Raw genomic sequence first — 23,005 nt, forward strand, 5'->3', positions numbered from 1 at the left:
ACCATGCTAGACATTCTTCTTCTCCGTAAAGACCTCTCCTTGGCCATTGCGCGCCTGGAAACCCGTAAAAAGCCTCAGGCGTTCCTGAATGTGGAGGCCTTTCAGTCGCTGGAATCTGAGCGCAAGACGCTGCAGACCCGCACGGAGGAGCTGCAAGCCCAGCGCAACCAGCTGTCCAAGCAAATTGGCATGCTGATGGGCAAGGGCGACAAAGAAGGCGCAGAAGCGGCCAAGGCCCAGGTTGCCGCTTCCAAGACCGAGCTGGAAGCCTCGGACGCGCGTCTGGAGCAAATCAAGGCCGAACTGGAAGCCATGCTCCAGGCCGTACCCAACCTGCCACACGACAGCGTGCCAGTAGGCGCCGGTGAAGACGACAACGTGGTGGTGCGCAGCTGGGGCACACCCAAGCAGTACGACTTTGAAGTCAAAGACCACGTCGATGTGGGCACCCCGCTGGGGCTGGACTTCGACATGGGCGTCAAGCTCTCGGGCTCGCGCTTTACCGTCATGAAGGGCGGTATTGCCCGCATGCACCGAGCCCTTGCGCAGTTCATGCTGGACGTGCAAACCGGTGAGCACGGTTACACCGAGTGCTATGTGCCTTATGCGGTGAATGCCGATTCGCTGCGCGGCACCGGCCAGCTGCCCAAGTTTGAAGGCGATCTGTTTGCAGCCAAAAAGGGCGGCCAAGACAGCGAACCCGTGCCAGACAACCAGGCGCTGTACCTGATTCCGACCTCCGAAGTGCCACTGACCAACTTCATGCGTGATGTGGTTGTGCCAGAGGCAGAGCTGCCTATCAAACTGACTGCACACACCCCTTGCTTCCGTTCAGAAGCCGGCAGCTATGGCCGTGACACGCGCGGCATGATCCGTCAGCACCAGTTCGACAAGGTGGAGATGGTGCAAATCGTGCACCCTGAAAAGAGCTATGAAGTGCTGGAGGAAATGACCGGCCACGCTGAAGCCATTTTGCAAAAGCTGGGCCTGCCTTACCGCGTCATGAGTCTGTGCACGGGAGACATGGGCTTTGGTGCAACCAAGACCTATGACCTGGAAGTGTGGCTGCCCGGTCAAGGCAAGTACCGCGAAATCAGCTCCATCTCCAACTGCGAAGCCTTCCAGGCACGCCGCATGCAAGCGCGCTTCAAGAATGCCAAGGGCAAGAACGAGTTTGTGCACACCTTGAATGGCTCTGGCCTGGCTGTGGGCCGTTGTCTGGTGGCCGTGCTGGAAAATTACCAGCAAGCCGATGGCTCGGTGATCGTGCCTGAGGCACTGCGCCCCTACATGGGCGGCATCGAACGCCTGCAAGCTTAAAAAGCTGAGGGTTTGCATTGAGGGTGTGAAAACACTGCTACAATTGCAGCTTCGACACTGCGGAGAGGTGGCAGAGTGGTCGAATGTACCTGACTCGAAATCAGGCGTAGTAGCAATACTACCGTGGGTTCGAATCCCACCCTCTCCGCCATAGCGGCTGTAGCTCAGTTGGATAGAGTACTTGGCTACGAACCAAGGGGTCGTGGGTTCAATTCCTGCCAGCCGCACCAGATTCAAACCCCAGAAATGAAAGTTTCTGGGGTTTTTGTCTATTTATGAAAGCTTTGTTTTTTCAGCGTCATGAAACAACAAACTTTTGGCTAAAGAAATTTAGCAAACTTCGATCCTAGGGTAATTACTTATCTTATAATCGAATGCTTAGCGGCTGTAGCTCAGTTGGATAGAGTACTTGGCTACGAACCAAGGGGTCGTGGGTTCAATTCCTGCCAGCCGCACCAATTTGAAGTCCTGATACCGAAAGGTGTCAGGACTTTTTGGTTTCTGCATTGCAAATTTTTGCAGCGCTGCTTTTGTGTGAAGATTCAGTCTATGAACAAGGCTTTCACCAAGGAAACCGATGGGCAGGACGATGATGACGAGCTGCCCAGCTTGCCCGCCCTTCCCAAGGGCAGCAAAAACTATATGACGCCGCACGGCTACCAGACGCTCAAAGCAGAGCTGCTGGAGCTGATTGATAACGAGCGGCCCAAGATTGTCGAGATCGTGCACTGGGCGGCCAGCAACGGCGATCGCTCGGAAAACGGAGATTACCTGTACGGCAAGAAACGTCTGCGCGAAATTGACCGCCGCATCCGGTTTTTGACCAAGCGTCTGGAGATTGCCGAGGTGGTCAACCCTTCGGTGCATTACGGCAGTGAGCAGGTGTTTTTTGGTGCCACCGTCACCTACGCAGACGATGAAGGCGTAGAGCGCACCATCACCATCAAAGGGATTGATGAGGCAGACAGCAGCAAAGCCGAGGTCAGCTGGATTGCTCCGGTAGCGCGTGTGCTGCTGAAGTCAAAAATTGGCGATGAGGTGCCACTGCCAACCCCTGCTGGCGTGCGCACGCTGGAAGTGCTGGATGTGAGTTACCCGGCGCCTCAAGCAGAGAGTTAATAAAAAATGAGCTGCTAGCGCTTGCTCAGTAATGGTTTCAAATATAAAACGCATTGAAACTGTTGATTGATAAGCGAAAGCAGCTCACTTTTAAAACTATACAAACAAAAAATGCGGCTGACAGGCCGCATTTTTTGTGAGAAACGCTCTTATTCCTGCGGCAGTATGCGCGCAGCACGCACCACGGTGGGCACGCGGCGCAAGCTGCGCAAGGCGGCGTCCAGCTGCTGCTGGTCATGCACAGACACTACAAAGCGCAGCTCGGTGGTCTGCATGGCCGCTTCGTCGTCCATCTCCAGGCGGCGGATGTCCACATTGGCCTCTGCCAGCTCGCTGGCCACGCGTGCCAGCACGCCTTTTTGGTTATGGATGGTGACGCTGATGCCGCTGTCGTACAGCTTCTGGTTGCTGTCTTCCGCCCATTCGACGGGCACGATGCGTTCGCTGTCGGTGGCCTGCAGACGCTTGGCGTTGACGCACTGGGCGCGATGCACATGCAATCCATCACCACGGCCAAGGTAGGCCACCACAGCGTCACCAGGCACGGGGCGGCAGCATGGGGCGTAACGCACGGATGCGTTGCTGCTGCCATCCAGCGCCACGGTGCTTTGCGTCAGCTTGTTCTTGCTGGCAAAGCGCTCCTGGGTCAGCAGCAAAGCGTCAGGGCGCTGGCCTTGGCTGGACAGCAGTGTCATGAAATGGCGTGCAACCCAGCTTGCAGCTTGGCGGCCCATGCCGATGTCGGTGAGCAAATCTTCGCGGCTGGGGCTGCTGGTTTTGCGCAGTACTTCATCCCAGAGGGCTTGATTGGCATCGTCGTTCTCGGGAATGGAGGCAATACCTTCTTCGCGCAGCGCTTGCGTGAGCAGGGTCGCGCCCAGTTCTGTGGACTCGCTGTGCGCTGCAGTTTTGAGGTAATTGCGGATTTTGGAGCGAGCCCGCCCGGTTTTGACAAAGCTCAGCCACACAGGGTTGGGGTTGGCGTTGTCGTCCGTGATGATCTGCACCACATCGCCGCTCTTGAGCTCAGTGCGCAGCGAGGCAGCTTCACCGTTGATCAAGGCAGAGACGGTGTGGTGGCCAACATTGCTGTGGATGGCATAAGCGAAGTCCACCACGGTGGCTCCACGTGGCATGGCCATGATCTTGCTCTTGGGTGTGAACACGTAGATGGAGTCTGGGAACAGATCCACCTTGACGTTGTCCCAGAACTCGGTGGCGTCGTTGGTTTCGGTTTGAATGTCCAGCAACGACTGCAGCCACTTGGTGTTGAGTGCGTCTTGCTTGCCCTGTGATTTGTACAGCCAGTGGGCGGCAATGCCTGCCTCGGCCACGATGTGCATGGGCTCGGTGCGAATCTGAAACTCGATGTTCACGCCCGAGGGGCCCACCAGCATGGTGTGCAGCGACTGGTAGCCATTGCTCTTGGCAATTGCGATGTGGTCCTTGAACTTACCCGGTACTGGCTTGTACATCTGGTGCAGGATGCCCAGAGCGGTATAGCAGTCTGTGACGGTGGGAACAATGATGCGAAAGCCGTAGATGTCAGTGACCTGCGCAAATGTCAGGTGGTGGCGAATCATCTTCTGGTAGAGCGAGTACAGCGTGCTTTCGCGCCCTGCCAGGCGGGCGGTCATGCTGACGCGGTCAAACTCTGCGGCAATTTCGTTTTGCACGCGCTGCACCAGATCGTGGCGGCGTGCGCGCGATTTGGTAATGGCCTTTTCCAGCGTGCTGTAGCGCCAGGGGTTCTGGTAGCGAAAGGACAGATCCTGCAGCTCGCGGTAGGTCTGGTTCAAACCCAGGCGGTGTGCAATTGGTGCAAAGATCTCCTGAGTTTCCGAAGCAATGCGCCCCCACTTGCTGCGCGGCATATCGCCCATGGTGCGCATATTGTGGGTGCGGTCTGCCAGCTTGATCAGGATGACGCGTACATCCTTGGCCATGGCCAGCAGCATTTTTCGGAAAGACTCGGCCTGATTTTCTTCGCGGGTGTTGAAGTGCAGCTTGTCCAGTTTGGTCAGTCCATCGACCAAATCTGCCACGACGGGGCTGAACCGCTCGGCCAGATCCTGTTTGGTGATGCCACAGTCTTCCATGGCATCGTGCAGCAAAGCCGCCATCAGTGCCGGGGCATCCAGCTTCCAGTGCGCGCAGATGGTGGTGACGGCAATCGGGTGGGTGATGTAGGGGTCACCGCTGCTGCGCCACTGGTTGGTGTGCGCCTTGTCAGCGTATTGCCAAGCTTGTCTTACCTGCTCAATGTCTGCAGCTGGCAAGTAAGAGAGATAGTCCAGCATGCGCTCAAAGTGCGCAGCAGAGATGCGAGCAGCAGCTTCCAGACGCGCATCTAGCGAGGCGTCTGGCGAAATTCGGGGGGTGTCGTCTGTTTTGGAAGTGAAAGCCGCGTTCATACCCTAAATGTATCGCGGGAAAGCGGGGATGGACATAGTAAAAAAAAAGCACCGCGATACGGTGCTTCTATTGTCTGTCCAGTGAGACAGATTTTGAAATAAGCCAGAACTTAACCTGGAACTTTTTTCAGCATTTCCAGGCCCACTTTGCCTTCTGCGATTTCACGCAGTGCAGTCACGGCGGGCTTGTTGTTGCATTCCACCTTGGGGGTGTGGCCCTGGCTCAGCATGCGTGCGCGGTAAGTTGCCGCCAGCACAAGCTGGAAGCGGTTAGGGATTTGCTCCAGGCAATCTTCAACAGTGATGCGTGCCATTAGGTACTCCGGGGGAATTCAGGAAAGGTTGAGCGATTCGAACACGTCGGCGCGCAAGCGGCGCTGTGATACGTACTTCAGACGCTGGGCGTGAATGATCGCCTTCAGGTCAAACAGTGCGCTCTCAAATAACTCGTTGATTATAACGAAGTCGAATTTACCTACTTGCGCCATCTCTACTTCGGCATTTTTCATGCGCAGCGCAATCACATCAGGCGCATCTTCGCCGCGATTTTCCAGGCGAGCACGCAACTCATCCCAGCTTGGGGGCAAGACGAAAATCAGTACCGCCTGAGGAAATGACTCGCGCACTTGCAGTGCGCCTTGGTAGTCAATCTCCAGCAGCACGTCTTCACCAGTGCTCAGGCGGTCTTGAATGCCTTTTTTGGAGGTGCCGTAGCGCTTGCCGTGGACATTGGCCCATTCGATAAAGGCGCTGTTGGCCACCATGGCGTCAAATTCTTGCTCGGAGGCGAAGAAATACTCCCGACCATGCTTTTCTTGACCACGGGGCGCGCGGGTAGTGTGAGAGACAGACGGATAGACACGCGCATCAAATGAGCGCAGGGCCTTGACCAGGCTGGATTTACCGGCTCCGCTGGGAGCTGCGACGACAAAGAGGTTTCCAGGATGTTGCATAAGAAAAACTCGGGTGCTTGTGGCGACCTTGCAAAAAGGGCGCTTGCGCGCCCTGTGGTTTTAACGGTGGTTATTCGATATTTTGAACTTGCTCGCGCATTTGCTCGATCAGTACCTTCATGTCCACGCTGATGCGTGTCAGGTCCAGGGCGGCAGATTTCGAGCCCAGGGTATTGGCTTCGCGGTGCATTTCCTGGATCAGGAAATCCAGTCGCTTGCCGATTTCGCCGCCTTTTTTGAGCAGGCGTTCCACCTCGTCAAGGTGGGAGTCAAGGCGTGTGACTTCTTCGGCAACGTCGATGCGAATGGCAAATGCAGTGGCCTCTGACAGTGCTCGGTCACGGGCTGCCTCCGGGGCAACCTGGCCTTCGGTCAGGCCCATGGCTTCTTGCCAGCGCTCCAGAAAACGCTGGCGCTGCTGCTCAACCAGCTGGGGCACCAGAGGCGTTGCTTGCGCAGCCAGTTCACGCAGCTGATGCAAACGGTCTTTGAGCATGTCTGCCAGCCGCTTGCCTTCACGGGCACGCGCATCCATCAACTCAGTGACGGCGGCATCGGCCAGATTGGGGACTACTTCGTGCCAGTCGACCTGGACGGCGTTGCCGCTGCCTGCCAGACGCAGCGCGTCAGAGACTGACAAGCCTTTGGCATCGGGCAGCCATGCCTGCACCATGTCTTGTACGGACTGCATGCGCTGCAGCAATGCCGGTGTGGGCTGGGGCAAGGAGGCTGACGCATCCACATCAATGGCGGCGCGCACTTCGACTTTGCCGCGCTTGAGGCGGTTGCTCAGCAAGGCGCGCAGGGCGGGCTCTTGGCTGCGCAGTTCATCAGGCAGGCGAAAGGTGAGGTCCAAAAAACGGCTGTTAACTGCGCGGATTTCAAGCCCTAAACGCACGTTTTGTGCAGAGGCGTTGTCCTCAGCAGATGCCGGTGCGTGCTGCACACTGGCGTATCCGGTCATGCTGTAAACTGGCATTGGACTTATCTTTGGTTACTTGCAATTTGGTGATTATCCAGTTTCCGCTTCGACCTTGAGGTTTACCTGAACAAAATGTCTCCCAGGATCAAGCCAGCCCCCCTGCCACCCGATACGCTCATTGGCGATTACCGTGTGGTGCGCAAGCTCGCATCCGGAGGTTTCGGGGTGGTCTATCTGGCCAACGATGCACAGGGGCAAGAGGTTGCCATCAAGGAATACCTGCCAGCGGCGCTGGTCACGCGCACTGCCGGTGAGCTGATTCCCAAAGTCTCGCAAGAAAAACTGTCGCTCTATCGCCTGGGACTGAAAAGTTTTTTTGAAGAAGGGCGAGCCCTGACGCAGATCTCCCACGCATCTGTGGTGAGTGTGCTCAATTTCTTTCGCGAAAACGAAACGGTTTACATGGTCATGAATTTCCTGCGCGGTGCTTCGCTGCAGGAGTACGTAGTGATTGCACGTGGTCAGCGCCATGCCAAGGTGCTGCGCGAATCTTCGATTCGCTCGCTGTTTGATGAAGTGCTGCGTGGGCTGCGCATCGTGCATCAGCACAAGATGCTGCATCTGGATATCAAGCCCGCCAATATTTTCATCACCGATGAAGACCGTGCCGTCATGATCGATTTTGGTGCTGCCCGTGAAGTGCTCAACAAAGAGGGCAACTTCATTCGCCCGATGTATACCCCGGGTTTTGCAGCACCTGAGATGTACAAGCGCAATGGCAGCATGGGCCCCTGGACCGATATTTACGCAGTCGGTGCCTGCATGTTTGCCTGCATGACAGGCCAGCCCCCTGCGGACGTACCCAGCCGCCGTGACAAAGATCGTCTGGCCGTGGCGCTGGCGCGTTTGCGCGGCGTGTACTCCGATAACTTGCTGGAGCTGGTGCAATGGGCCATGGAGCTCGATCCCATGGCGCGTCCGCAGTCGGTGTTTGCTTTTCACAAAGCCTTGAGTCACGAACCTGAACGCCGCTACACGCCGCTCAGCGTGTCTGAAAGGGTGCGCTTGCAGCTGGATGCATTGATTGGCGAAGGCCGCAAAACCCAGTCTGCAGCGGAAACCTCCGTCCGTGTGAAGGCTCCATGAAGTTTTCTGTTTTCCAGCTCAGCCGCAGGGGCGCGCGTGCCGTCAATGAAGACCGCATGGGCTACTGCTACACCCGAGAAGCGGCTTTGTTCCTGCTGGCTGATGGCATGGGTGGCCATGCCGAAGGTGAAGTGGCCGCGCAACTGGCGCTGCAAAGCATTGCGGCGCAATTTCAACGCGAGGCAACCTCTGCGTTGGCGGATCCTTCAGATTTTCTCAGCCGTGCTGTGCTGACGGCACACCAGCAGATTCAGCGCTACGCCAAGCTCAAGCGCATGCCTGATGCCCCCCGAACGACGGTGGTGGCTTGTGTCGTGCAAAACGGTGCTGCCACGTGGCTGCATTGCGGCGACTCCCGTTTGTACTGGGTGCGCCAGGGGCAACTGCTGGCGCGCACGCGCGATCATTCCTATATGGAGATGGAGCGCAATACAGCCATGCCGGTGCGGCTGGCGCAGAAACTGCTCAATCGCAATGTGCTGTTTACATGTCTGGGGGCGAGTGGCAAGCCCATTTTTGATGTGAGTGGTCCCCACATTCTGCGCAGTGGTGACCGGTTGCTGCTGTGCTCGGATGGCTTGTGGGGTGCGCTGAAAGAGCCTGCACTGCTGCACGGGCTTGCCTCGTTGCCTGTAGCGCAGGCGATTCCTGCCTTGGTGGAGTCGGCTTTGCAAATTACCGGCGACAAGAGCGACAACGTCACCGCTTTGGCGCTGGAGTGGGAGATGCCCGATGACGTGCAAAGTGCCGGTGACGTGCGTACCGATACGGCATCGATCAGTGAGCTGTTTGCATCAACCATTCAGTCTTCGCATGAGCTGGATGCCCTGGATGATCCGCTGGACGAAGACGAGATCGAGCGCAATATTGCCGAAATCAACGCCGCCATCCGCCGCTCTGCTGCCAGCAAAGCCTGAGCCGCTTGCACTGCAGCAGCCTATGTGGACTTGCGCTTTGGCGCACACTTGGCCCCTGTTTTGCGCCACCCAAGACGGTTTGGTCTTTGCGCAATCATCTAAATAAATAGCTATTAACGTTTGATGCGTCAGCGTTATTGCCAGATTTCACCCATGAAAATTGTTCTTGCTTCTAACAACCGCGGCAAGCTGGCCGAATTGCAATCCATGTTCGCTCCTCTGGGCGTGCAGCTGGTCTGCCAAGCAGACTTGTTTGACGGCGAAGCGCCTGAGCCGTATGGCACTTTTGTAGAAAACGCACTGAGCAAGGCGCGGTTTGCGGCTGAGAAAACCGGTCTGCCAGCGATTGCCGACGATGCCGGTCTGTGCGTGGATGCCTTTGGTGGGCTGCCGGGTGTGGATACCGCTTACTACTGCACGCACTACGGCTACGAAAAAAGCGATGACAACAACGTCACCTGCCTGCTGGAGAATCTGGCCCCCCATGCCAATCGCAAAGCAGCAATGGTGAGCACCCTGGTGGGTGTGCGTTCACCCAAGGACCCCGAACCCTTGATTGCCGTGGGCCGCGTGAGCGTAGAAATTGCCACACAGCGCCGTGGCAGCAATGGCTTTGGCTTTGACCCCGTGCTGATCATTCCTGAACTGGGTAAAACCTTTGCAGAAATGGCGCCCGAGTTCAAAAACGACCACAGCCACCGTGGCCGCAGCACGCGCGCCATGATGGAGCTGCTGCGCACCACCTGGTTGAGTGCCTCCTGAGGCGCTATGCGCCTTTTTGCTCTGGCTGATCCGGGTGAGGCGGCCCTTGCTCGGCATCCGCTGGTTGTCACAGGTGAGGCCGGAGCAAGCTTCGATTTTTGAATGCCATGACTATTCCTATTGTTTCTGCCGGTGCTGAGCCGCAACTGGGCCAAGCCCCCAAAGACGTGCAGCACTACATGCGTGCGGGCACGCTGGGGCTGCCTGCGTTGCCGCCGCTGTCGCTGTATGTGCACTTGCCCTGGTGCTTGAAAAAGTGCCCGTACTGCGACTTCAACTCGCACGAGCAGCGCGCGGGCAGCGAAGGTGGCGTGCCCGAGCAGCGCTACATTGACGCGCTGATGGCGGATCTGGAAGCCAGTCTGCCCCTGATCTGGGGGCGCACTGTACACAGTGTGTTCATTGGTGGTGGCACGCCCAGTTTGTTCAGCCCTGAGAGCATTGATCGCCTGATCAGCGGCCTGCGCGCGCGCCTGCGCATGGAGCCTGACTGCGAAATCACCATGGAGGCCAACCCGGGCACGTTTGAGAAAGACCGTTTCAAGGCCTTTCGCCATGCGGGGGTCACACGTCTGTCAATTGGCGTGCAAAGCTTTGATGACCGTTTTCTGTCCGCTCTGGGGCGTGTGCACAACGGTGAGCAGGCGCGGGCTGCCGTGCAAGAGGCCGCCGCATCGTTTGAGACCTTCAACCTCGACATCATGTATGCCCTGCCGGGGCAAACGCAGGCGGATCTGGTCAAGGATCTGGAGACGGCGCTGAGCTTCAAGCCTCCGCACATCTCGATCTACCACCTGACGATTGAGCCCAATACCTACTTTGCCAAGTTTCCGCCAGTTATCCCGGAAGACGACGCGGCCTACGACATGCTGGACTGCATCACCGCCATGACGGGTGCACATGGCATGCAGCGCTATGAAATCTCGGCCTATGCGCGCGACGGCCACCAGTGCTTTCACAACACCAACTACTGGCAGTTTGGTGACTATCTGGGCATTGGCGCAGGTGCGCATGGCAAGCTGAGTTTTGCGCACCGCGTGGTGCGGCAGGTGAAGCTGCGTGATCCGCAGCGCTACATGGACGCGGCCTTGGCTGGTCATGCACTGGCCAGCGATGAAGATGTGCGCCGCAAGGACTTGCCGTTTGAATACATGCTCAACGCGCTGCGTCTGCGCGGTGGCTTTGCCATTCAAGACTACCTGGATCGCACGGGGCTGCCGATCAGCTCCATCCGTGCAGCGCTCGATACAGCCGAGAAAAAGGGGCTCATTACTCGCAGCGCGTCGCACGTCACACCTACGGAGCTGGGCTTTGATTTTCTGAACGATTTGCAGGAGCTGTTTCTCGGCGAGGCGTAATTCCTTTACGCTGCTGCAAAAAAGAAAGCACCCTGCGCGGGTGCTTTCTAGTTTTTAGCTATGTTTGATAGCCAAGTGTCTGTTAGCCAAGCGCAGACAGCTATCAAAAGAACGGCTTAGCCGCAGCGTGCGGCAATGATGCGGCCTGTGGCATCGATTTCAAGGTTCAGGCGCTCTGCATTGAACTCACGTGTGGTCACCTGACCGGGGCGCAGCACGCGGGCCATATAGGCACCTGCACGCTTGCGTGCTTCATTGACGTTGTGCTCTGTGTTTGTCTTGCCAACGGCCCATTGCGCGGCGGCTTGGTCGCAGCGCTGTACGGGGCGCGGTGCAGGGGTGGTGCCAGAGTCAGTGCCAGACGGTGTGGTGGTGCAGCCTGCTGCCAGTGCAGCGACGGCAGCCAGGGTCAAGGTTGGCAGTGAAAAACGCATGGTTGAACTCCTGATTTTCAGATGTGTAACTGCCAGCCACCTTAACAGCAGCGATTGTGATTAATGCGACAGAGATGTGACGTTTTGTTTCTCTGTCTTGTGGGGTTTATTTCTTGGGTTGCTGAAACACACTGCTATCAATGCGCAGACGTTTGGCCTTGATGGCCGCCTGTTCGGCCTGCTGGCGCGTATCAAAAGGCCCAATGCGCAGGCGAGTGAGCTCGCCTTTGTTGCTGCTCACGGTCTGGCGCACCGCATTGAGCTTGGCCGCTTGCAGGCTTTTGACGGCTTTGTCGACATTCGCCGTTTGCGCATAAACCCCGGCGTTCAGGTAGTACTTGCCTGCAATCAACTGGCCAGAGGCGACAGGTGGGGGGGCAGGTTTGGGCGTGGGCTTTGCAGCGGGTTTGGGCAGTGGTTTGGCCGCAGGGGGTGGCGCTGCGAGCTTTTTGGCTGGTGACGGCGCGACGGGTTCGGGCGTTGCGGCAACCGGAGCGGGCGTGATAGCCGCCGCCGCAGCAGCTGGAGCTGGCGGGGCGGCAGCGGTGCTGGGCTGTTCAGCGACCGACACGGATGGTGCCAGGGCCAGCGCTGCTGGCGCATTGTCTTGTGCGGGTGCGGTTTCTATGGCCGAAGCAGCGGCCTGCGGCAAGGCTGGCTGCGGCAAGGGCTGCTCTGGCGTGAACGCTACGGGCTCCAGCGGGGGCAGCGGGCTGGCTGAGGGGATGACAAGGTCTGGTGGCCCAGAGTGTGTCGCGCCTGCAGGGCGCTGGGCTGCTGCATCCAAGGTGAAATAGAGCACAGCGGCCACTGCCAGCATGGCCAGCGACTGAATGGCTACGGCAAGCTGAAAGCGTTCTTTGGTGATGGCTTGCTGGGCCAGCTGTGCGCGGGCTTGGCCAATCGAGCTGGCGCGTGTCAGCGTCTTCAAGGTCTGGTTACGCACATGCTGGTAGTACAGGCCATTGCCCATAAAGCCTGGGACTGCGCACAGCAGCAGTACGGCCAGCAAGCACACCGTGACTTCCAGCTGCAAAGGCACGCGGCCATGTAAACCCAGCCACCACAGCAGTAGCAGCGCACCGAGCAGGCCTGCGTAAATGCCCGCTGGCCGCCATAGCTTGCGCATCAGCAGCCACGTCAGCGTGAAGAAAGCCGCGCCGTGGTTCCAGGTGGGAATGACCTTGCCCAGAGCCTCAAACCGGTTGAACTGCTGCTGATAGTAGTCAGCGTTAACGGGACCCACACTCAAGCGATACAGGTCCGGCATGATGCCGGTTTGCCCGGAGCTGGGTGGGGGGGTGAAGGCGTTAGAGCGTGAAGGCATCGCAGGCATGCGGGGCATTGTGGCATGGGCGTGGGTGGCCAGACCGTCGATGTAACGTCTTGTGCACACTCAAGGCGGCCAAGGTGGGCAGTGAAGGCTTGTTGCGCTCATACACTCTAGGGTTTACATGGGCGGTGCCTGTTGATCGGGCGGCGGCTCACGCGTTTACACATACCTAGTCAGTGCGGCATGCAACAACAACACGAGTGGCAGTTTTACCAAGCAGGGGGAGTGGATCAGGTTTCGATTCGCACCGGCGCAGATATCGCCAACATTGGCCAGTTGGACCAAAAGCTGTGGGTGGCACTGGCCTGTCCCACACGCGGCATTGAATTTGACAGCGCAACGCTGGATTTGATCGACCAGGACTCTGACGGCCGCATCCGCGCACCGGAGCTGGTGCAGGCCTGCGAATGGGCTGCCTCCATGGTCAAGGACCCAGAGGTTCTGGCCCAAGGCTCTGACGTGCTGGCGCTGGACAGCATCCGCCCGGATGCCGAGGCCGGGCAGGCGCTGATCGACGAGGCACGGCGCATTCTGAAGCTGTCTGGCAAAGAGGGCGCAGACAGCGTCACGCTGGCGGATGTGCAAGAGCGTCTGGCATCGCTGAACGCCATGCCTTTCAACGGCGACGGCATCTTGAACCCCGCCACCATGACCGAGTACCCGCAGCAGGCTGCACTGGTCTCGCGCATCATGGACGCTTATGGCGCTGCCAACGGCTGTGATGGGCAGCCGGGTCTGGGCCGCGCACAGCTGGACAACTTCTTTGCGGATGTGCAGTCGATCGCTGACTGGCACGCCCGTGCGCAAACCAATACCTGTGCCTTGCCCACGCAGGAGCAGGCCATGGCTGCGGCCAAGGCGCTCAATGCGGTGCAGGCCAAGGTGGAAGATTTTTTTGCCCGCACCCGGCTGGTCGCGTTTGATGCCAATGCCCTGGAGCCACTGAGCCCGTCCAAGGAAGGCTACGCCGCGCTGAGCCAGCAGGTGCTGAGCCAGCAGGACGCAGCAATTGCTGCGCTGCCAATTGCCACGGTGGTGGCGAACGGTGATTTGCCCTTGCTGCATGGCATCAACCCCGCGTGGGCAGATGCCATCAGCAATTTGCGCACCACCGCAGTGCTGCCATTGCTGGGAGAGCACAGCAGCCTGAGCGCAGCGCAGTGGGCGCAGCTTAAAGAGCAACTGGCCGTTTGCCAGACCTGGCTAGCCGCTCACCCCAGTACGCCCCTGGGCGACATGGGGCAGCAAGAAGCGCAGGCCTTGCTGGCCGGCGGCATGCAGGCGTATTTGCAAGCCTTGATTGAGCATGACGCGGATGAAAAGCAGCACAGCGCCCATGTGCTCACGCTGGAAAAGCTCATCCGCTTTCAGCGTGATTTGCTGGCACTGCTCAATAACTTTGTCTCGTTCTCGCAGTTTTACAGCCGCCAGGGCGCAGCTTTTCAGGCCGGCACCTTGTACCTTGATGGCCGCAGCTGTGATCTGACGGTGGATGTGGCCGATGCGGCCTCACACGCCACCCTGGCTGGCATGGCCAAAGTGTTTTTGGCGTATTGCGAATGCCGGCGCAACGGCGTCAAGCGCCATATCGTGGCTGCTTTTACGGCAGGCGATGTGGACTTTCTGTTCGTGGGCCGCAACGGCATTTTCTATGACCGCGAGGGCAAGGACTGGGATGCCACGATCACCAAATTGATCGAGAACCCCACCAGCATTGGTCAGGCCTTCTTTTCGCCGTACAAGAAGTTTGTGCGCATGATTGAAGAGCAGGTGGCCAAGCGCGCAGCAGCCAAAGATGCCACTGTGACGGCCAATCTGGATGCGCAAGCGGCCAAGCTGGCCGACATCGCCAAACCTGCGGCACCTGCGCCTGCTGCCGCTGGCAAAAAGACCGATGTAGGCACCGTGGCTGCGATTGGTGTGGCCTTGGGCTCCATCAGTGCGGTGCTGGTAGGTATCTTTGGCAAGTTCATTGAACTGGGCCCCTGGATTCCTGTGGCCTTGCTGGGCATCATCCTGGCCATCTCTGGCCCCAGCATGCTGATTGCCTGGCTCAAGTTGCGTGAACGCAGTCTGGGCCCCATTTTGGATGCCAGTGGCTGGGCCATCAATGGCCGCATGAAGATCAACCTGCAACTGGGTAACTCGTTGTCACAGGCCGCCAAAGTGCCGTTGAGCGCCAAGCGCATTACCCGTGACCCGTTTGCCGACAAGCACACAGCCCGCTGGGTGTGGGCGGCAGTGGCGCTGCTGGTGCTGGTTGCTGTGGCCTGGCGCTATGGCTGGTTGAACAGTGTGCTGCCTCAGTCTTGGCAGTACGGCGCTGCTGAAACGGCGGTTGCGCAGCCTGCTGCTGCGCTGCCAGTACCAACGCCTGCCCCCGCACCCGCACCTTAAGCACACCAAGCCCGGCAGCTCGGGCTGGTTCTTCAGGCATTCCAGATGCTTGGGCGTGATTGGTGGCTTGTCTCAGATATCGCTGGGACTCGGTAGCCATAGGCCGGGAGTTTGCCCCGGCGGCCGAGTTACTTTCTGTGTGCGCCCTGCAAAGTAACCAAAGATGCGCTTGGGGATACCTGCCGTGGAACCGGGCTGTTCGCTGTACCAGCGCGTGGCTCGAACAACCACGGCCAGTCAGGTGAACCAAGCTGCCCTGTCCGGCAGCGTTGCTGCGGCAGGTCTGCGGGGCACCAGCGCTGTGCCTTGCTCTGATGCATGTACACCCCATCAGGACTTTGGGCATTGAGATGCCCTGGCTGCTGCGCAGCTGGCTGTTATTGCTGATTTTTTAACAGCGATCTATCAGCCCTGCCTTGTGTGCATCAAACACAAAATCCAGAAAAGCCTTGGCGCGTATGGGCAGGTGCTTGCGGCTGGGCATGGCTGCCAGCACGCTGTAGCGGCCTGTGATCCAGCCGGGCAGCACGTGCTGCAAAACGCCTTGCTCCAGAAAGGGGCGGGCCGAGTCCATGGTGAAGGTGGCAATGCCCGCACCATCGAGCACCATCTGCAGGATGCTGGCAGTTTGATTGATGGTGACAGCGGCCTGCACCTCGATGGTGTGCTCCGGCGGCTCTGTCATGCGCTGGCCGCTGTGCCACAGCTTAAAGCTGTCGTGGTGCTGCCCGGCAGGGCGGCGCAGCACGCACATGTGCTGCGCCAGCTCCTGCACGGTCTGGGGCGCACCATGGCGGGCGATGTAGGCGGGGGCGGCACACAAGATGGACTCGGAGGTGGACAGCGTGCGCGCCACGATGTCGGCATCAAAGCCTTCGGGCACCTGCAGCAAACCCAGGTCGTAGCGGGTCAGCTCGGGCACTGGTTGCGGGTCGACATAGACATCCAGCGAAATGCCCGGGTACTGCGCTCTAAAGGCTGCGGCCAGTGGAGAGATCAGGGCATCGGTCAGGGCAGGGGCCGCCACAATGCGCAGCACACCCTTCAGAGCACTGGTGTTGCTCTGCGCCTCCATGAATGCGCTTTCGACGGCTTGCAAAATATCGCGCACGTTTTCTGCATAGCGCTCGCCTGCAGCAGTCAGGCTGGTGCGACGTGTGGTGCGCTGCAGCAAGCGGGTGCCTAACTGCGCTTCCAGCGCCGCAATGTGGCGTGTCACGTGGGGCACGGTCATGCCAAGGTGGCGTGCAGCCGCTGTAAAGCTGCCGTCATCGGCAACGGCCAGAAACACCTTCATGGTCTGCAAACGATCCAGCACAAACACCTCTTTGTATGCCCGCGCAGCGGGGCTTATGGCGTTGGATTATTACGGGAGCGGTAAAAGTCCATTACTTGCAGCGTCATTTTTACTGCTCTGACAAGGCATACAGTGTGAGCAAGTACCAACACTGGCTGGTTGGCATGCATAGTTTCTGTATTTCTTAGCGAGTGGGGGCGGAGAGCGCGACCTTTGATGCGTTGTCGCTTTGCGTCCCGTCGCCACCACCCATCGTTGACCGGGCTGGGTGGCATTCGCCGCTCTTGACACCTCAGGCACCTCAGGCTCCTTCTGCCTTGATGGTGCTTGCTGCGTTGGTTTTGCGGCTTTGCGCTGCAACGACATGCTGAACGCGTGCACAAGACGGAAGTACACCCACGAACGCCATGGCGCGCACTGCACAGACAGGGGCCCAGAGGTTTGAGCTGTTCAGTGTGACCGCGGCAACGGTGACACAGGGCACGGGGACAACGCTTGCTGGCAGCTTGGTTGGTGCGGATTCACATCAAGCGAAACGTCCCACCATGACATCCCATTTCAATATTCCATCTTTTGGCCTGCAGCGCCGCCACTTGCTGGGCGGCGCTTTGGCTGCCAGCGTGGTGCAGCTTGCGCCGTTGAGCTGGGCAGCCCAGCCAGTCAGTCCTGCAGCAACCGGTGCGTTCATGGCCTTGTCTCAGTACCTGACTGAGCGCAACCACCTGAGCCCCAAGCTGGCAGGGCGCATGCAAGCCGGTCTGCAAAGCCTGGACAGCCACTTCACCGCACATGCCGATGCCCTGTGGCAATGGGTGCAGGCCCAGCAGGTAACGCTGGCGCAATTGAACGAGCGGCTGAAGGCGGAAAAGCCGGAGCTGCTCGCCATTCCCGGTCAGATCATGCAGGCCTGGTATCTGGGCATTGTGGGTGCAGGCACCCAGGCCAAGGTGGTGACTTATGAGTTCGCACTGAACGCGCAGACCGTGGCCGACAAGCTGCGTCCTCCCAGCTATTCCTATGGCGTGTACGGCAGCTGGACCAGCAATCCCACCACGTTCAATTTGCAGCGCATTGCACGGCCCGCCTGAGGCTGTGCGCACTGATTGCCCCAACGTTCTCAAAAAATATTCCCCATGGCTGATACCACTCCCAACTCTGCCGATTACGTGATCATCGGCTCCGGCATCATTGGTGCCATGCTGGCTGCCAAGCTGGCGAAAACCGGCGCATCGGTGCTGATGCTTGAGGCCGGTCCCAACATTCCACGCGGTGAAATCGTCGCTCGCTTTCGCAACTCACCCCGCCGCAGCGACTGGATGTCGCCTTACCCGTCGGTAGACAGTGCCCCGCACCCCATCTACCGCCCAGAAGACAACCACCATCTGGTGCAGGCCGGCCCTTACCCCTACAAGGCCGAATACATGCGCATGGTTGGCGGCACCAGCTGGCACTGGGCCGCGCATGCCTGGCGCAATGTGCCCGGTGACTTCAAGATCAAGTCGCTGTATGGCGTGGGCGTGGACTGGCCCTTTGACTATGACGAGCTGGAGCCCTACTACCAAGAGGCTGAAGCCATCATGGGGGTGGGCGGCTCAACAGCCACGGGTTCGCCGCGCAGCCAGCCTTTTCCCATGGGTGAAGTAGCCATTCCCTATGCCATGCAGCGCGTGCGCGACCGTCTGGCGGGCACCTTTGACGTGGTCAACAACACGGTGGCGCGCAACAGCCGCACCTTTGATGGCCGCCCCCCTTGCTGTGGCAACAACAGCTGCCAGCCTATTTGCCCCATTGATGCGCAATACCACGGCGGCATTGCAGTGCAGCAAGCGCTGGCTGTGGGCGTGAAGATGACGTACCTGGCCAACGTGTTCCAGCTGGAGCACGACGCGCAGGGCCGCATCGTGGCCGCCAACTACTACGACCCCGACAAGAACGTGCACCGCGTAGCGGGCAAAACTTTCATTGTGGCTGCCAACGGAATTGAGTCGCCGCGCCTGCTGCTGCTGTCCAAGAGCGAGAAGTTCAAGCAGGGCATTGCCAACGACAACGACATGGTGGGCCGCCATCTGATGGACCACCCCAGCACCTCGCTGACCTTTGACGCCGACGAAGACGTGTGGCTGGGCCGTGGCCCGCAAAGCCCGGTGTCCATCAACGCCATGCGCGATGGTGATTTCCGCGGTGAATACTCTCCGTACCGCCTGGACTTCACCAACATCTCACGTGTTGACGGAGCCACCAACTCGCTGCTCAAGGCCGGTATTTATGGCAAGGAGTTTGCCGAGAAGCTGCGCCATGCATCGGCCCGTGAAATGAACGTGAAAAGCGTGCTGGAAGTGCTGCCCGATCCTGAGCGCCGCATTGATCTGGCCGATGAAAAAGACGCCATGGGCCTGCAAAAGCCCCGCGCCCACTACAGCATTGACGACTACACCTTCAAGGGCCACAAGCGCGCGCAAAAGGACTTCGCCAAGATTGCGCAGCTTATGGGTGGCACCAACCTGCGCTACACCAAGGACGACGACTTTGCCAACAACCAGCACATCTGCGGCACGCTGAGCATGGGCACGGACAGTGCGGTGTCGGTGTGCGATGAGTTTGGCCGTGCCTGGAACCACGCCAACCTGTACTTTGCTTCGACAGGCGTGCTGCCCACCTCGTCGACCTGCAACTCCACACTCAACGGTATCGCCGTGGCTTTGCGCACGGGTGCCCACCTGATCGCCGAAAACGGCGGCGCTGCCATGCTGCCGCGCAGCAACACGCTGGCCACCTGGAAGCGACTGAACCCCCTCTGGAAGCCTGCGGCTTAAGGCTGGAGGAAGCAAGCATGAACAAGACAATGATGAAATCTTCCTGGCTGGCGGCTGTGCTGCTGGCCGCTGCTCCGGCGTTTGCTGCAGACAGCAATGAAATTGAGCGTGGCCGTTACCTGGCCACGGCGGGTGACTGTATCGCTTGCCACACGGCAGCCGGCGGCAAGGAAATGGCTGGTGGACTGGCACTGGCCAGCCCTCTGGGGCCGATTGTTTCGACCAACATCACACCCTCCAAAACCCACGGCATTGGCAACTATTCGCTGGAGCAATTCAGTGATGCGCTGCGCCATGGCAAACGTGCAGATGGTGCCAACCTCTACCCCGCCATGCCGTACACCGCGTACGCCAAGACGACGGACGAGGACATTGCCGCCATGTATGCCTACTTCATGCAGGGTGTGTCTGCGGTCGATGCGGCCCCTGCCCAGCAGACAGACCTGCCATTTCCCTTCAGCATCCGCGCTTCGCTGAGTGTCTGGAATGCGCTGTTCCACGATGCCACGCCTTACCAGCCGGTTGCCTCGCAGACGCCAGAGTGGAACCGCGGCGCTTACCTGTCGCAGGGGCTGGCGCACTGCACCACGTGCCACACCCCGCGCACCACGCTGATGGCAGAAGACAATCTGCGCGCATTGAGCGGTGCAGAGGTGGGCGGCTGGTACGCGCCCAACATCACCTCTGATGCGGTCAGCGGCATTGGTGGATGGAGCGTGCAAGAGCTGGTCACGTACATGCAGGGCCAGCCTGTACCCGGCAAAGGCCCGGCTGCTGGCCCCATGGCCGAGGCCATTGACCACAGCTTGAAGCACCTGACGGCGCAGGACCTGCAGGCCATTGCGGTCTACATCAAGTCGGTGCCTGCTGTTACCGATGCCAAGCTCAAGCAGTCTGCAGACAGCTTTGGCCAGCAGACCGATGCGCTGGAGACCGTGCGCGGCACGGCATGGCCCAAGGAGCATGACGCTCTGACAGGTGCGCAAATCTATGACGGCTATTGCGCCAGCTGCCACCAGGCGCAAGGGCAGGGCACGGAAGGTGATGGCCTGCCTGCGCTGTTCAAGAACACCTCGCTGGGTCACAGCAACACCAACAATCTGGTGCAAGTGGTGCTGCACGGTATTCACCGCGTGGGAGTGGATTCGGTCATGCCCGCGTTCGCTCACGAGCTGAGCGACAAGCAAGTCACCAGCTTGAGCAACTACATGCTGGCCAGCTATGGCAACCCTGAAGCCAAAGTGACCGAAGCACAGGTGGCCAAGCTGCGCGATCCTGCTACCAGCTCCGACTCTGGTCTGGTGACGCTGGTGCGCGTTGGCATGGTGCTGGGTGCGCTGGTGGTGCTGTCACTCATCGGCTGGCTGCTGGTGCGCCGCCGTAAAGGCTAAATATCTGGCCGTTGCCCGCAGGTAAATGCAGGGCACATGAAAACAAAGCCCTGTGATGTGTTGCATCGCAGGGCTTTTTTTTGTGAGCTTTCAGCGCTTATGGGTAGGCTTTTTCAGATATTTTTATATCTGAAAGTACTGTAAATAAAGCGCTGATAGCTATGAAAACTAAGCTTTTGCAGCGCTGGGTGCGTACAGCTGCATGAAGGCGGCAATCGCCCGCTGTGTGCAGTCTGCAATTTCTTGCGGGGTTGGCAGGGGCAGGTGCTGGAACACAAAGCGGTCCAGCAGCTCGGCCTCCAGCAGCGCTTGCAGCTGCCGCGCTGCCAGAGCCGTGGGTGCAGTGCGCAGCAGGCCGCGCTGCATGGCACTGTCCAGGAATGCACTGACCGCCATGCTGCCGCGCCCCGGCCCCATGGCGTGGCAGCGCTGGCCCAGGCCTGAACGCCCGCCTTCGGCCACCACCAGACGGCGCACCGAAGCCACATTGGGCGAATACAGCAGCCCCAGAAAGCGTTCCCCAAAGTGGCGCAAGGTGGTGGCAATGTCTGGGCCATCCAGATTCAAGGCTTCCATGGTGCGGCGAAAGTCCGCTTCAGAAGCTTGAAACATCACTTCCAGGAACAGGGCTTCTTTGGAGGGAAAGTAGTTGTAGAGCGTTGCTTTTGAGCCACCCAGGCGCATGCAGATTTCGGACATGGAGCTGCGCTCAAATCCCAGTTCTCCGAATGTGGCTGCGGCCACATTCAGGATGGCTTGCCGCTTTTCTTCCGTTTTAGTTCGCATGGGGGGCTTGTCGTGTGAAGGAGTTGGAGACTTTTTGAGTGTAGCGGTGCTATGCGCAGTATTAGAATTTAAACCGTACCGTACAGTTCATTAATAAAGTATTCCATGAAAACTTGTCACGAAACTGCGCCAGCGCAAAGGCCGTCTGTGCGCGCTGTCTGGCTGGCGCTGGGGGCGCCGCTGCTGCTGGCCGCATGTGCCCAATTGCCCGACTGGCAGGGCAAAGCATCTTTGGCGAACCACGTGCCCGCCGCTTTGGGCGACACCGCCTCTGCCGCTGTCATGGACTGGCCCCAGGACCATTGGTGGCAGCGCTACGGCGATGCACAGCTCAATGCACTGATTGACGAAGCCTTGCAGGGCGCGCCTGACATGGCCGCTGCCGCTGCCCGGGTGCGCCAGGCGCAGGCCATGCTGGGTGTGAGTGAGTCGGCCATTGCGCCGCAGCTGTCAGCCCATGCCAGTGCCACGTCCGACAAGCTCAGCTACAACCACCTGACGCCCGCAGAAATCACACCGCGCGGCATGAACGGCTATGGCCGCGCAACGCTGGATTTGAGCTGGTCGCTGGACCTGTGGGGCAAACACCGGGCCGCCATTGCCGCCGCCAACGGCGAGCTGCAAGCGCGCCAGGCCGATGCAGCCCAATCGCGCCTGCTGCTGGCCAGCAGCGTGGCCACGGCTTATGCTGATCTGCTGCGTCTGGGGGCCACAGAGCGCACCTTGGCGCAGTCTGTACAGGTGCGCAGCACCACCGCCCAGCTGTTTGCCCAGCGGTTTGAGCATGGGCTGGAGAACAAGGGCAGCGTGCACAGCGCCAGTGCCCGTCTGGCCGCTGCACGGGCCGAGTGGCTGCAGGCACAGGAACAGGTGGCTTTGCAACGCCACCGCATTGCAGCCCTGATGGGCGCTGCACCTGAGCGGGGCAACCAGATAGCCCTGCCCGAATCGGCGCTGCAGCAACCCTGGCAGCAGCAGTGGGCCGTGCCCGCCAACTTGCCCGCCAGCTTGCTGGGGCGCCGCCCCGACGTGGTGGCCGCGCGTTTGCAGGCGCAGTCGCTGGAGTCGCGCGTGGCCGCCAAGCAGGCCGAGTTTTACCCGGACGTGAATCTGAGCGCCATGGTGGGTGCGCAGTCGCTGGGGCTGGACATGCTGACCAGGGGCGGCTCGGGCATTGCCAGCGTGGGCCCGGCCATCAGCCTGCCTATTTTTAACGGGGCGCGCCTGCGCTCGGAGCTGGGTGCGGCCCGCGCCCGCTATGACGAGGCGGTGGCGCTGTACCGCAACACCCTCAACCGAGCGCTGCAAGAGGTGGCTGACAACGCAGTGAGCCAGCGCGCATTGCAGCAGCAACTGCAGGCCATGCAGCAGGCGGTAGATGCTGCCACCGAGGCGCACCGCGTGGCCCGCAACCGCTACGAAGGCGGGCTGGCCAACCATCTGGAGGTGTTGTCTGCCGAAGACCAGCTGCTGGCCAGCGTGCGGCAACTGGTGGATGTGCAGTCAAGGGCGCTGGCGCTGGACATTGGCTTGCACCGCGCACTGGGCGGTGGCTGGCAAGCCCCGCAGGCGTTGCCCGCACCACAGGCTGCGCAGGCCTGAGCGTCTGAGCACCCAGACAAGAACATCTCCCCCCTTATTTC

The 23,005-nt window shown here is 59.6% G+C and carries 19 protein-coding genes and 3 tRNA genes; 14 read left to right on the forward strand and 8 right to left on the reverse strand.

Annotated features, from left to right (window positions below):
• Positions 1 to 3: 3 nt before the first annotated feature.
• From serS to greB, 5 genes are all read left to right on the forward strand, one after another.
• Complete coding sequence (serS, locus tag H9646_RS11440; RefSeq protein WP_191723493.1) at positions 4 to 1,320, forward strand: serine--tRNA ligase; 1,317 nt, start codon at positions 4 to 6, stop codon at positions 1,318 to 1,320.
• A 61-nt stretch (positions 1,321 to 1,381) separates the two neighbouring features.
• Positions 1,382 to 1,471, forward strand: a tRNA-Ser gene (locus H9646_RS11445).
• A gap of 2 nt (positions 1,472 to 1,473) precedes the next feature.
• Positions 1,474 to 1,550 (forward strand) — tRNA-Arg (locus tag H9646_RS11450).
• A gap of 151 nt (positions 1,551 to 1,701) precedes the next feature.
• Positions 1,702 to 1,778: transfer RNA gene (locus tag H9646_RS11455), tRNA-Arg, on the forward strand.
• A 91-nt stretch (positions 1,779 to 1,869) separates the two neighbouring features.
• Positions 1,870 to 2,439, forward strand: coding sequence for a transcription elongation factor GreB (greB, locus tag H9646_RS11460; protein ID WP_191723494.1), 570 nt, complete (start codon positions 1,870 to 1,872; stop codon positions 2,437 to 2,439).
• A gap of 149 nt (positions 2,440 to 2,588) precedes the next feature.
• Here greB and H9646_RS11465 read toward each other — a convergent pair whose 3' ends face one another.
• The 4 genes from H9646_RS11465 to H9646_RS11480 all read right to left on the reverse strand — a co-directional run bounded on the left by H9646_RS11465 (position 2,589) and on the right by H9646_RS11480 (position 6,770).
• The gene (locus H9646_RS11465) at positions 2,589 to 4,853 is read right to left on the reverse strand and encodes a RelA/SpoT family protein (RefSeq protein ID WP_191723495.1); all 2,265 of its coding nucleotides are present in this window, start codon (positions 4,851 to 4,853) and stop codon (positions 2,589 to 2,591) included.
• A gap of 110 nt (positions 4,854 to 4,963) precedes the next feature.
• Positions 4,964 to 5,167: a DNA-directed RNA polymerase subunit omega gene (rpoZ, locus tag H9646_RS11470; RefSeq protein ID WP_191723496.1), complete on the reverse strand. Its 204-nt coding sequence runs from the start codon at positions 5,165 to 5,167 to the stop codon at positions 4,964 to 4,966.
• Between the two features lie 18 nt (positions 5,168 to 5,185).
• Positions 5,186 to 5,806: a guanylate kinase gene (gmk, locus tag H9646_RS11475; protein ID WP_191723497.1), complete on the reverse strand. Its 621-nt coding sequence runs from the start codon at positions 5,804 to 5,806 to the stop codon at positions 5,186 to 5,188.
• 70 nt (positions 5,807 to 5,876) lie between these two features.
• Positions 5,877 to 6,770 (reverse strand): YicC/YloC family endoribonuclease, encoded by an 894-nt coding sequence (locus tag H9646_RS11480; RefSeq protein ID WP_287919942.1) that lies wholly within the window; start codon positions 6,768 to 6,770, stop codon positions 5,877 to 5,879.
• A gap of 90 nt (positions 6,771 to 6,860) precedes the next feature.
• Here H9646_RS11480 and H9646_RS11485 point away from each other — a divergent pair, with 90 nt between their 5' ends.
• The 4 genes from H9646_RS11485 to hemW all read left to right on the forward strand — a co-directional run bounded on the left by H9646_RS11485 (position 6,861) and on the right by hemW (position 10,911).
• Positions 6,861 to 7,874, forward strand: a complete 1,014-nt coding sequence (locus tag H9646_RS11485) for a serine/threonine protein kinase (RefSeq protein ID WP_191723499.1) — start codon at positions 6,861 to 6,863, stop codon at positions 7,872 to 7,874.
• Entirely contained in the window at positions 7,871 to 8,791 is a 921-nt protein-coding gene (locus tag H9646_RS11490; protein ID WP_191723500.1) for a PP2C family protein-serine/threonine phosphatase, read from the forward strand. Before H9646_RS11485 ends, H9646_RS11490 begins: the two co-directional genes overlap by 4 nt.
• Positions 8,792 to 8,944: 153 nt before the next feature.
• Positions 8,945 to 9,553: an RdgB/HAM1 family non-canonical purine NTP pyrophosphatase gene (gene rdgB, locus H9646_RS11495; protein ID WP_191723501.1), complete on the forward strand. Its 609-nt coding sequence runs from the start codon at positions 8,945 to 8,947 to the stop codon at positions 9,551 to 9,553.
• Between the two features lie 107 nt (positions 9,554 to 9,660).
• Positions 9,661 to 10,911, forward strand: coding sequence for a radical SAM family heme chaperone HemW (gene hemW / locus H9646_RS11500; protein WP_191723502.1), 1,251 nt, complete (start codon positions 9,661 to 9,663; stop codon positions 10,909 to 10,911).
• A gap of 116 nt (positions 10,912 to 11,027) precedes the next feature.
• On the opposite strand, the gene H9646_RS11505 is transcribed toward hemW, so the two are convergent.
• Together H9646_RS11505 and H9646_RS11510 are read right to left on the reverse strand one after the other, a co-directional pair.
• Entirely contained in the window at positions 11,028 to 11,345 is a 318-nt protein-coding gene (locus H9646_RS11505; RefSeq protein WP_191723503.1) for an I78 family peptidase inhibitor, read from the reverse strand.
• A gap of 106 nt (positions 11,346 to 11,451) precedes the next feature.
• Positions 11,452 to 12,672 (reverse strand): SPOR domain-containing protein, encoded by a 1,221-nt coding sequence (locus H9646_RS11510; RefSeq protein ID WP_225214145.1) that lies wholly within the window; start codon positions 12,670 to 12,672, stop codon positions 11,452 to 11,454.
• A 189-nt stretch (positions 12,673 to 12,861) separates the two neighbouring features.
• On the opposite strand from H9646_RS11510, the gene H9646_RS11515 reads away from it, so the two are divergent.
• Positions 12,862 to 15,075 carry a hypothetical protein gene (locus H9646_RS11515; protein ID WP_191723505.1) on the forward strand — a complete coding sequence of 738 codons (2,214 nt, stop codon included), beginning with the start codon at positions 12,862 to 12,864 and terminating at the stop codon, positions 15,073 to 15,075.
• Positions 15,076 to 15,466: 391 nt separating this feature from the next.
• On the opposite strand, the gene H9646_RS11520 is transcribed toward H9646_RS11515, so the two are convergent.
• Positions 15,467 to 16,393 (reverse strand): LysR family transcriptional regulator, encoded by a 927-nt coding sequence (locus H9646_RS11520; RefSeq protein ID WP_191723506.1) that lies wholly within the window; start codon positions 16,391 to 16,393, stop codon positions 15,467 to 15,469.
• A 524-nt stretch (positions 16,394 to 16,917) separates the two neighbouring features.
• On the opposite strand from H9646_RS11520, the gene H9646_RS11525 reads away from it, so the two are divergent.
• The 3 genes from H9646_RS11525 to H9646_RS11535 are packed head-to-tail and all read left to right on the forward strand — an operon-like array spanning position 16,918 to position 20,576.
• Positions 16,918 to 17,460, forward strand: coding sequence for a sugar dehydrogenase complex small subunit (locus tag H9646_RS11525; RefSeq protein WP_191723507.1), 543 nt, complete (start codon positions 16,918 to 16,920; stop codon positions 17,458 to 17,460).
• Between the two features lie 45 nt (positions 17,461 to 17,505).
• Complete coding sequence (locus H9646_RS11530) at positions 17,506 to 19,185, forward strand: GMC family oxidoreductase (RefSeq protein ID WP_191723508.1); 1,680 nt, start codon at positions 17,506 to 17,508, stop codon at positions 19,183 to 19,185.
• 17 nt (positions 19,186 to 19,202) lie between these two features.
• Entirely contained in the window at positions 19,203 to 20,576 is a 1,374-nt protein-coding gene (locus tag H9646_RS11535; protein ID WP_191723509.1) for a cytochrome c, read from the forward strand.
• Between the two features lie 168 nt (positions 20,577 to 20,744).
• On the opposite strand, the gene H9646_RS11540 is transcribed toward H9646_RS11535, so the two are convergent.
• Positions 20,745 to 21,362 (reverse strand): TetR/AcrR family transcriptional regulator, encoded by a 618-nt coding sequence (locus H9646_RS11540; RefSeq protein WP_191723510.1) that lies wholly within the window; start codon positions 21,360 to 21,362, stop codon positions 20,745 to 20,747.
• Between the two features lie 105 nt (positions 21,363 to 21,467).
• Between H9646_RS11540 and H9646_RS11545 the strand changes: the two genes are divergently transcribed.
• On the forward strand, positions 21,468 to 22,964 hold the full coding sequence (locus H9646_RS11545) for an efflux transporter outer membrane subunit (RefSeq protein WP_191723511.1): 1,497 nt from the start codon (positions 21,468 to 21,470) through the stop codon (positions 22,962 to 22,964).
• Positions 22,965 to 23,005: the final 41 nt, after the last annotated feature.

Origin of the sequence: Comamonas avium (assembly GCF_014836675.1) — a bacterium.
Classification (GTDB): domain Bacteria; phylum Pseudomonadota; class Gammaproteobacteria; order Burkholderiales; family Burkholderiaceae_C; genus Comamonas; species Comamonas avium.

Bases quoted from the DNA above. Each gene is read 5' to 3' on its own strand.
- H9646_RS11525 (WP_191723507.1), top strand. From the start codon at position 16,918: ATGACATCCCATTTCAATATTCCATCTTTTGGCCTGCAGCGCCGCCAC.
- H9646_RS11535 (WP_191723509.1), top strand. From the start codon at position 19,203: ATGAACAAGACAATGATGAAATCTTCCTGGCTGGCGGCTGTGCTGCTG.
- H9646_RS11505 (WP_191723503.1), bottom strand. From the start codon at position 11,345: ATGCGTTTTTCACTGCCAACCTTGACCCTGGCTGCCGTCGCTGCACTG.
- gmk (WP_191723497.1), bottom strand. From the start codon at position 5,806: ATGCAACATCCTGGAAACCTCTTTGTCGTCGCAGCTCCCAGCGGAGCC.
- H9646_RS11490 (WP_191723500.1), top strand. From the start codon at position 7,871: ATGAAGTTTTCTGTTTTCCAGCTCAGCCGCAGGGGCGCGCGTGCCGTC.
- greB (WP_191723494.1), top strand. From the start codon at position 1,870: ATGAACAAGGCTTTCACCAAGGAAACCGATGGGCAGGACGATGATGAC.
- H9646_RS11510 (WP_225214145.1), bottom strand. From the start codon at position 12,672: ATGCCTTCACGCTCTAACGCCTTCACCCCCCCACCCAGCTCCGGGCAA.
- H9646_RS11540 (WP_191723510.1), bottom strand. From the start codon at position 21,362: ATGCGAACTAAAACGGAAGAAAAGCGGCAAGCCATCCTGAATGTGGCC.
- serS (WP_191723493.1), top strand. From the start codon at position 4: ATGCTAGACATTCTTCTTCTCCGTAAAGACCTCTCCTTGGCCATTGCG.
- rdgB (WP_191723501.1), top strand. From the start codon at position 8,945: ATGAAAATTGTTCTTGCTTCTAACAACCGCGGCAAGCTGGCCGAATTG.
- H9646_RS11485 (WP_191723499.1), top strand. From the start codon at position 6,861: ATGTCTCCCAGGATCAAGCCAGCCCCCCTGCCACCCGATACGCTCATT.
- H9646_RS11545 (WP_191723511.1), top strand. From the start codon at position 21,468: ATGAAAACTTGTCACGAAACTGCGCCAGCGCAAAGGCCGTCTGTGCGC.
- H9646_RS11465 (WP_191723495.1), bottom strand. From the start codon at position 4,853: ATGAACGCGGCTTTCACTTCCAAAACAGACGACACCCCCCGAATTTCG.
- H9646_RS11515 (WP_191723505.1), top strand. From the start codon at position 12,862: ATGCAACAACAACACGAGTGGCAGTTTTACCAAGCAGGGGGAGTGGAT.
- H9646_RS11530 (WP_191723508.1), top strand. From the start codon at position 17,506: ATGGCTGATACCACTCCCAACTCTGCCGATTACGTGATCATCGGCTCC.
- H9646_RS11480 (WP_287919942.1), bottom strand. From the start codon at position 6,770: ATGACCGGATACGCCAGTGTGCAGCACGCACCGGCATCTGCTGAGGAC.
- rpoZ (WP_191723496.1), bottom strand. From the start codon at position 5,167: ATGGCACGCATCACTGTTGAAGATTGCCTGGAGCAAATCCCTAACCGC.
- hemW (WP_191723502.1), top strand. From the start codon at position 9,661: ATGACTATTCCTATTGTTTCTGCCGGTGCTGAGCCGCAACTGGGCCAA.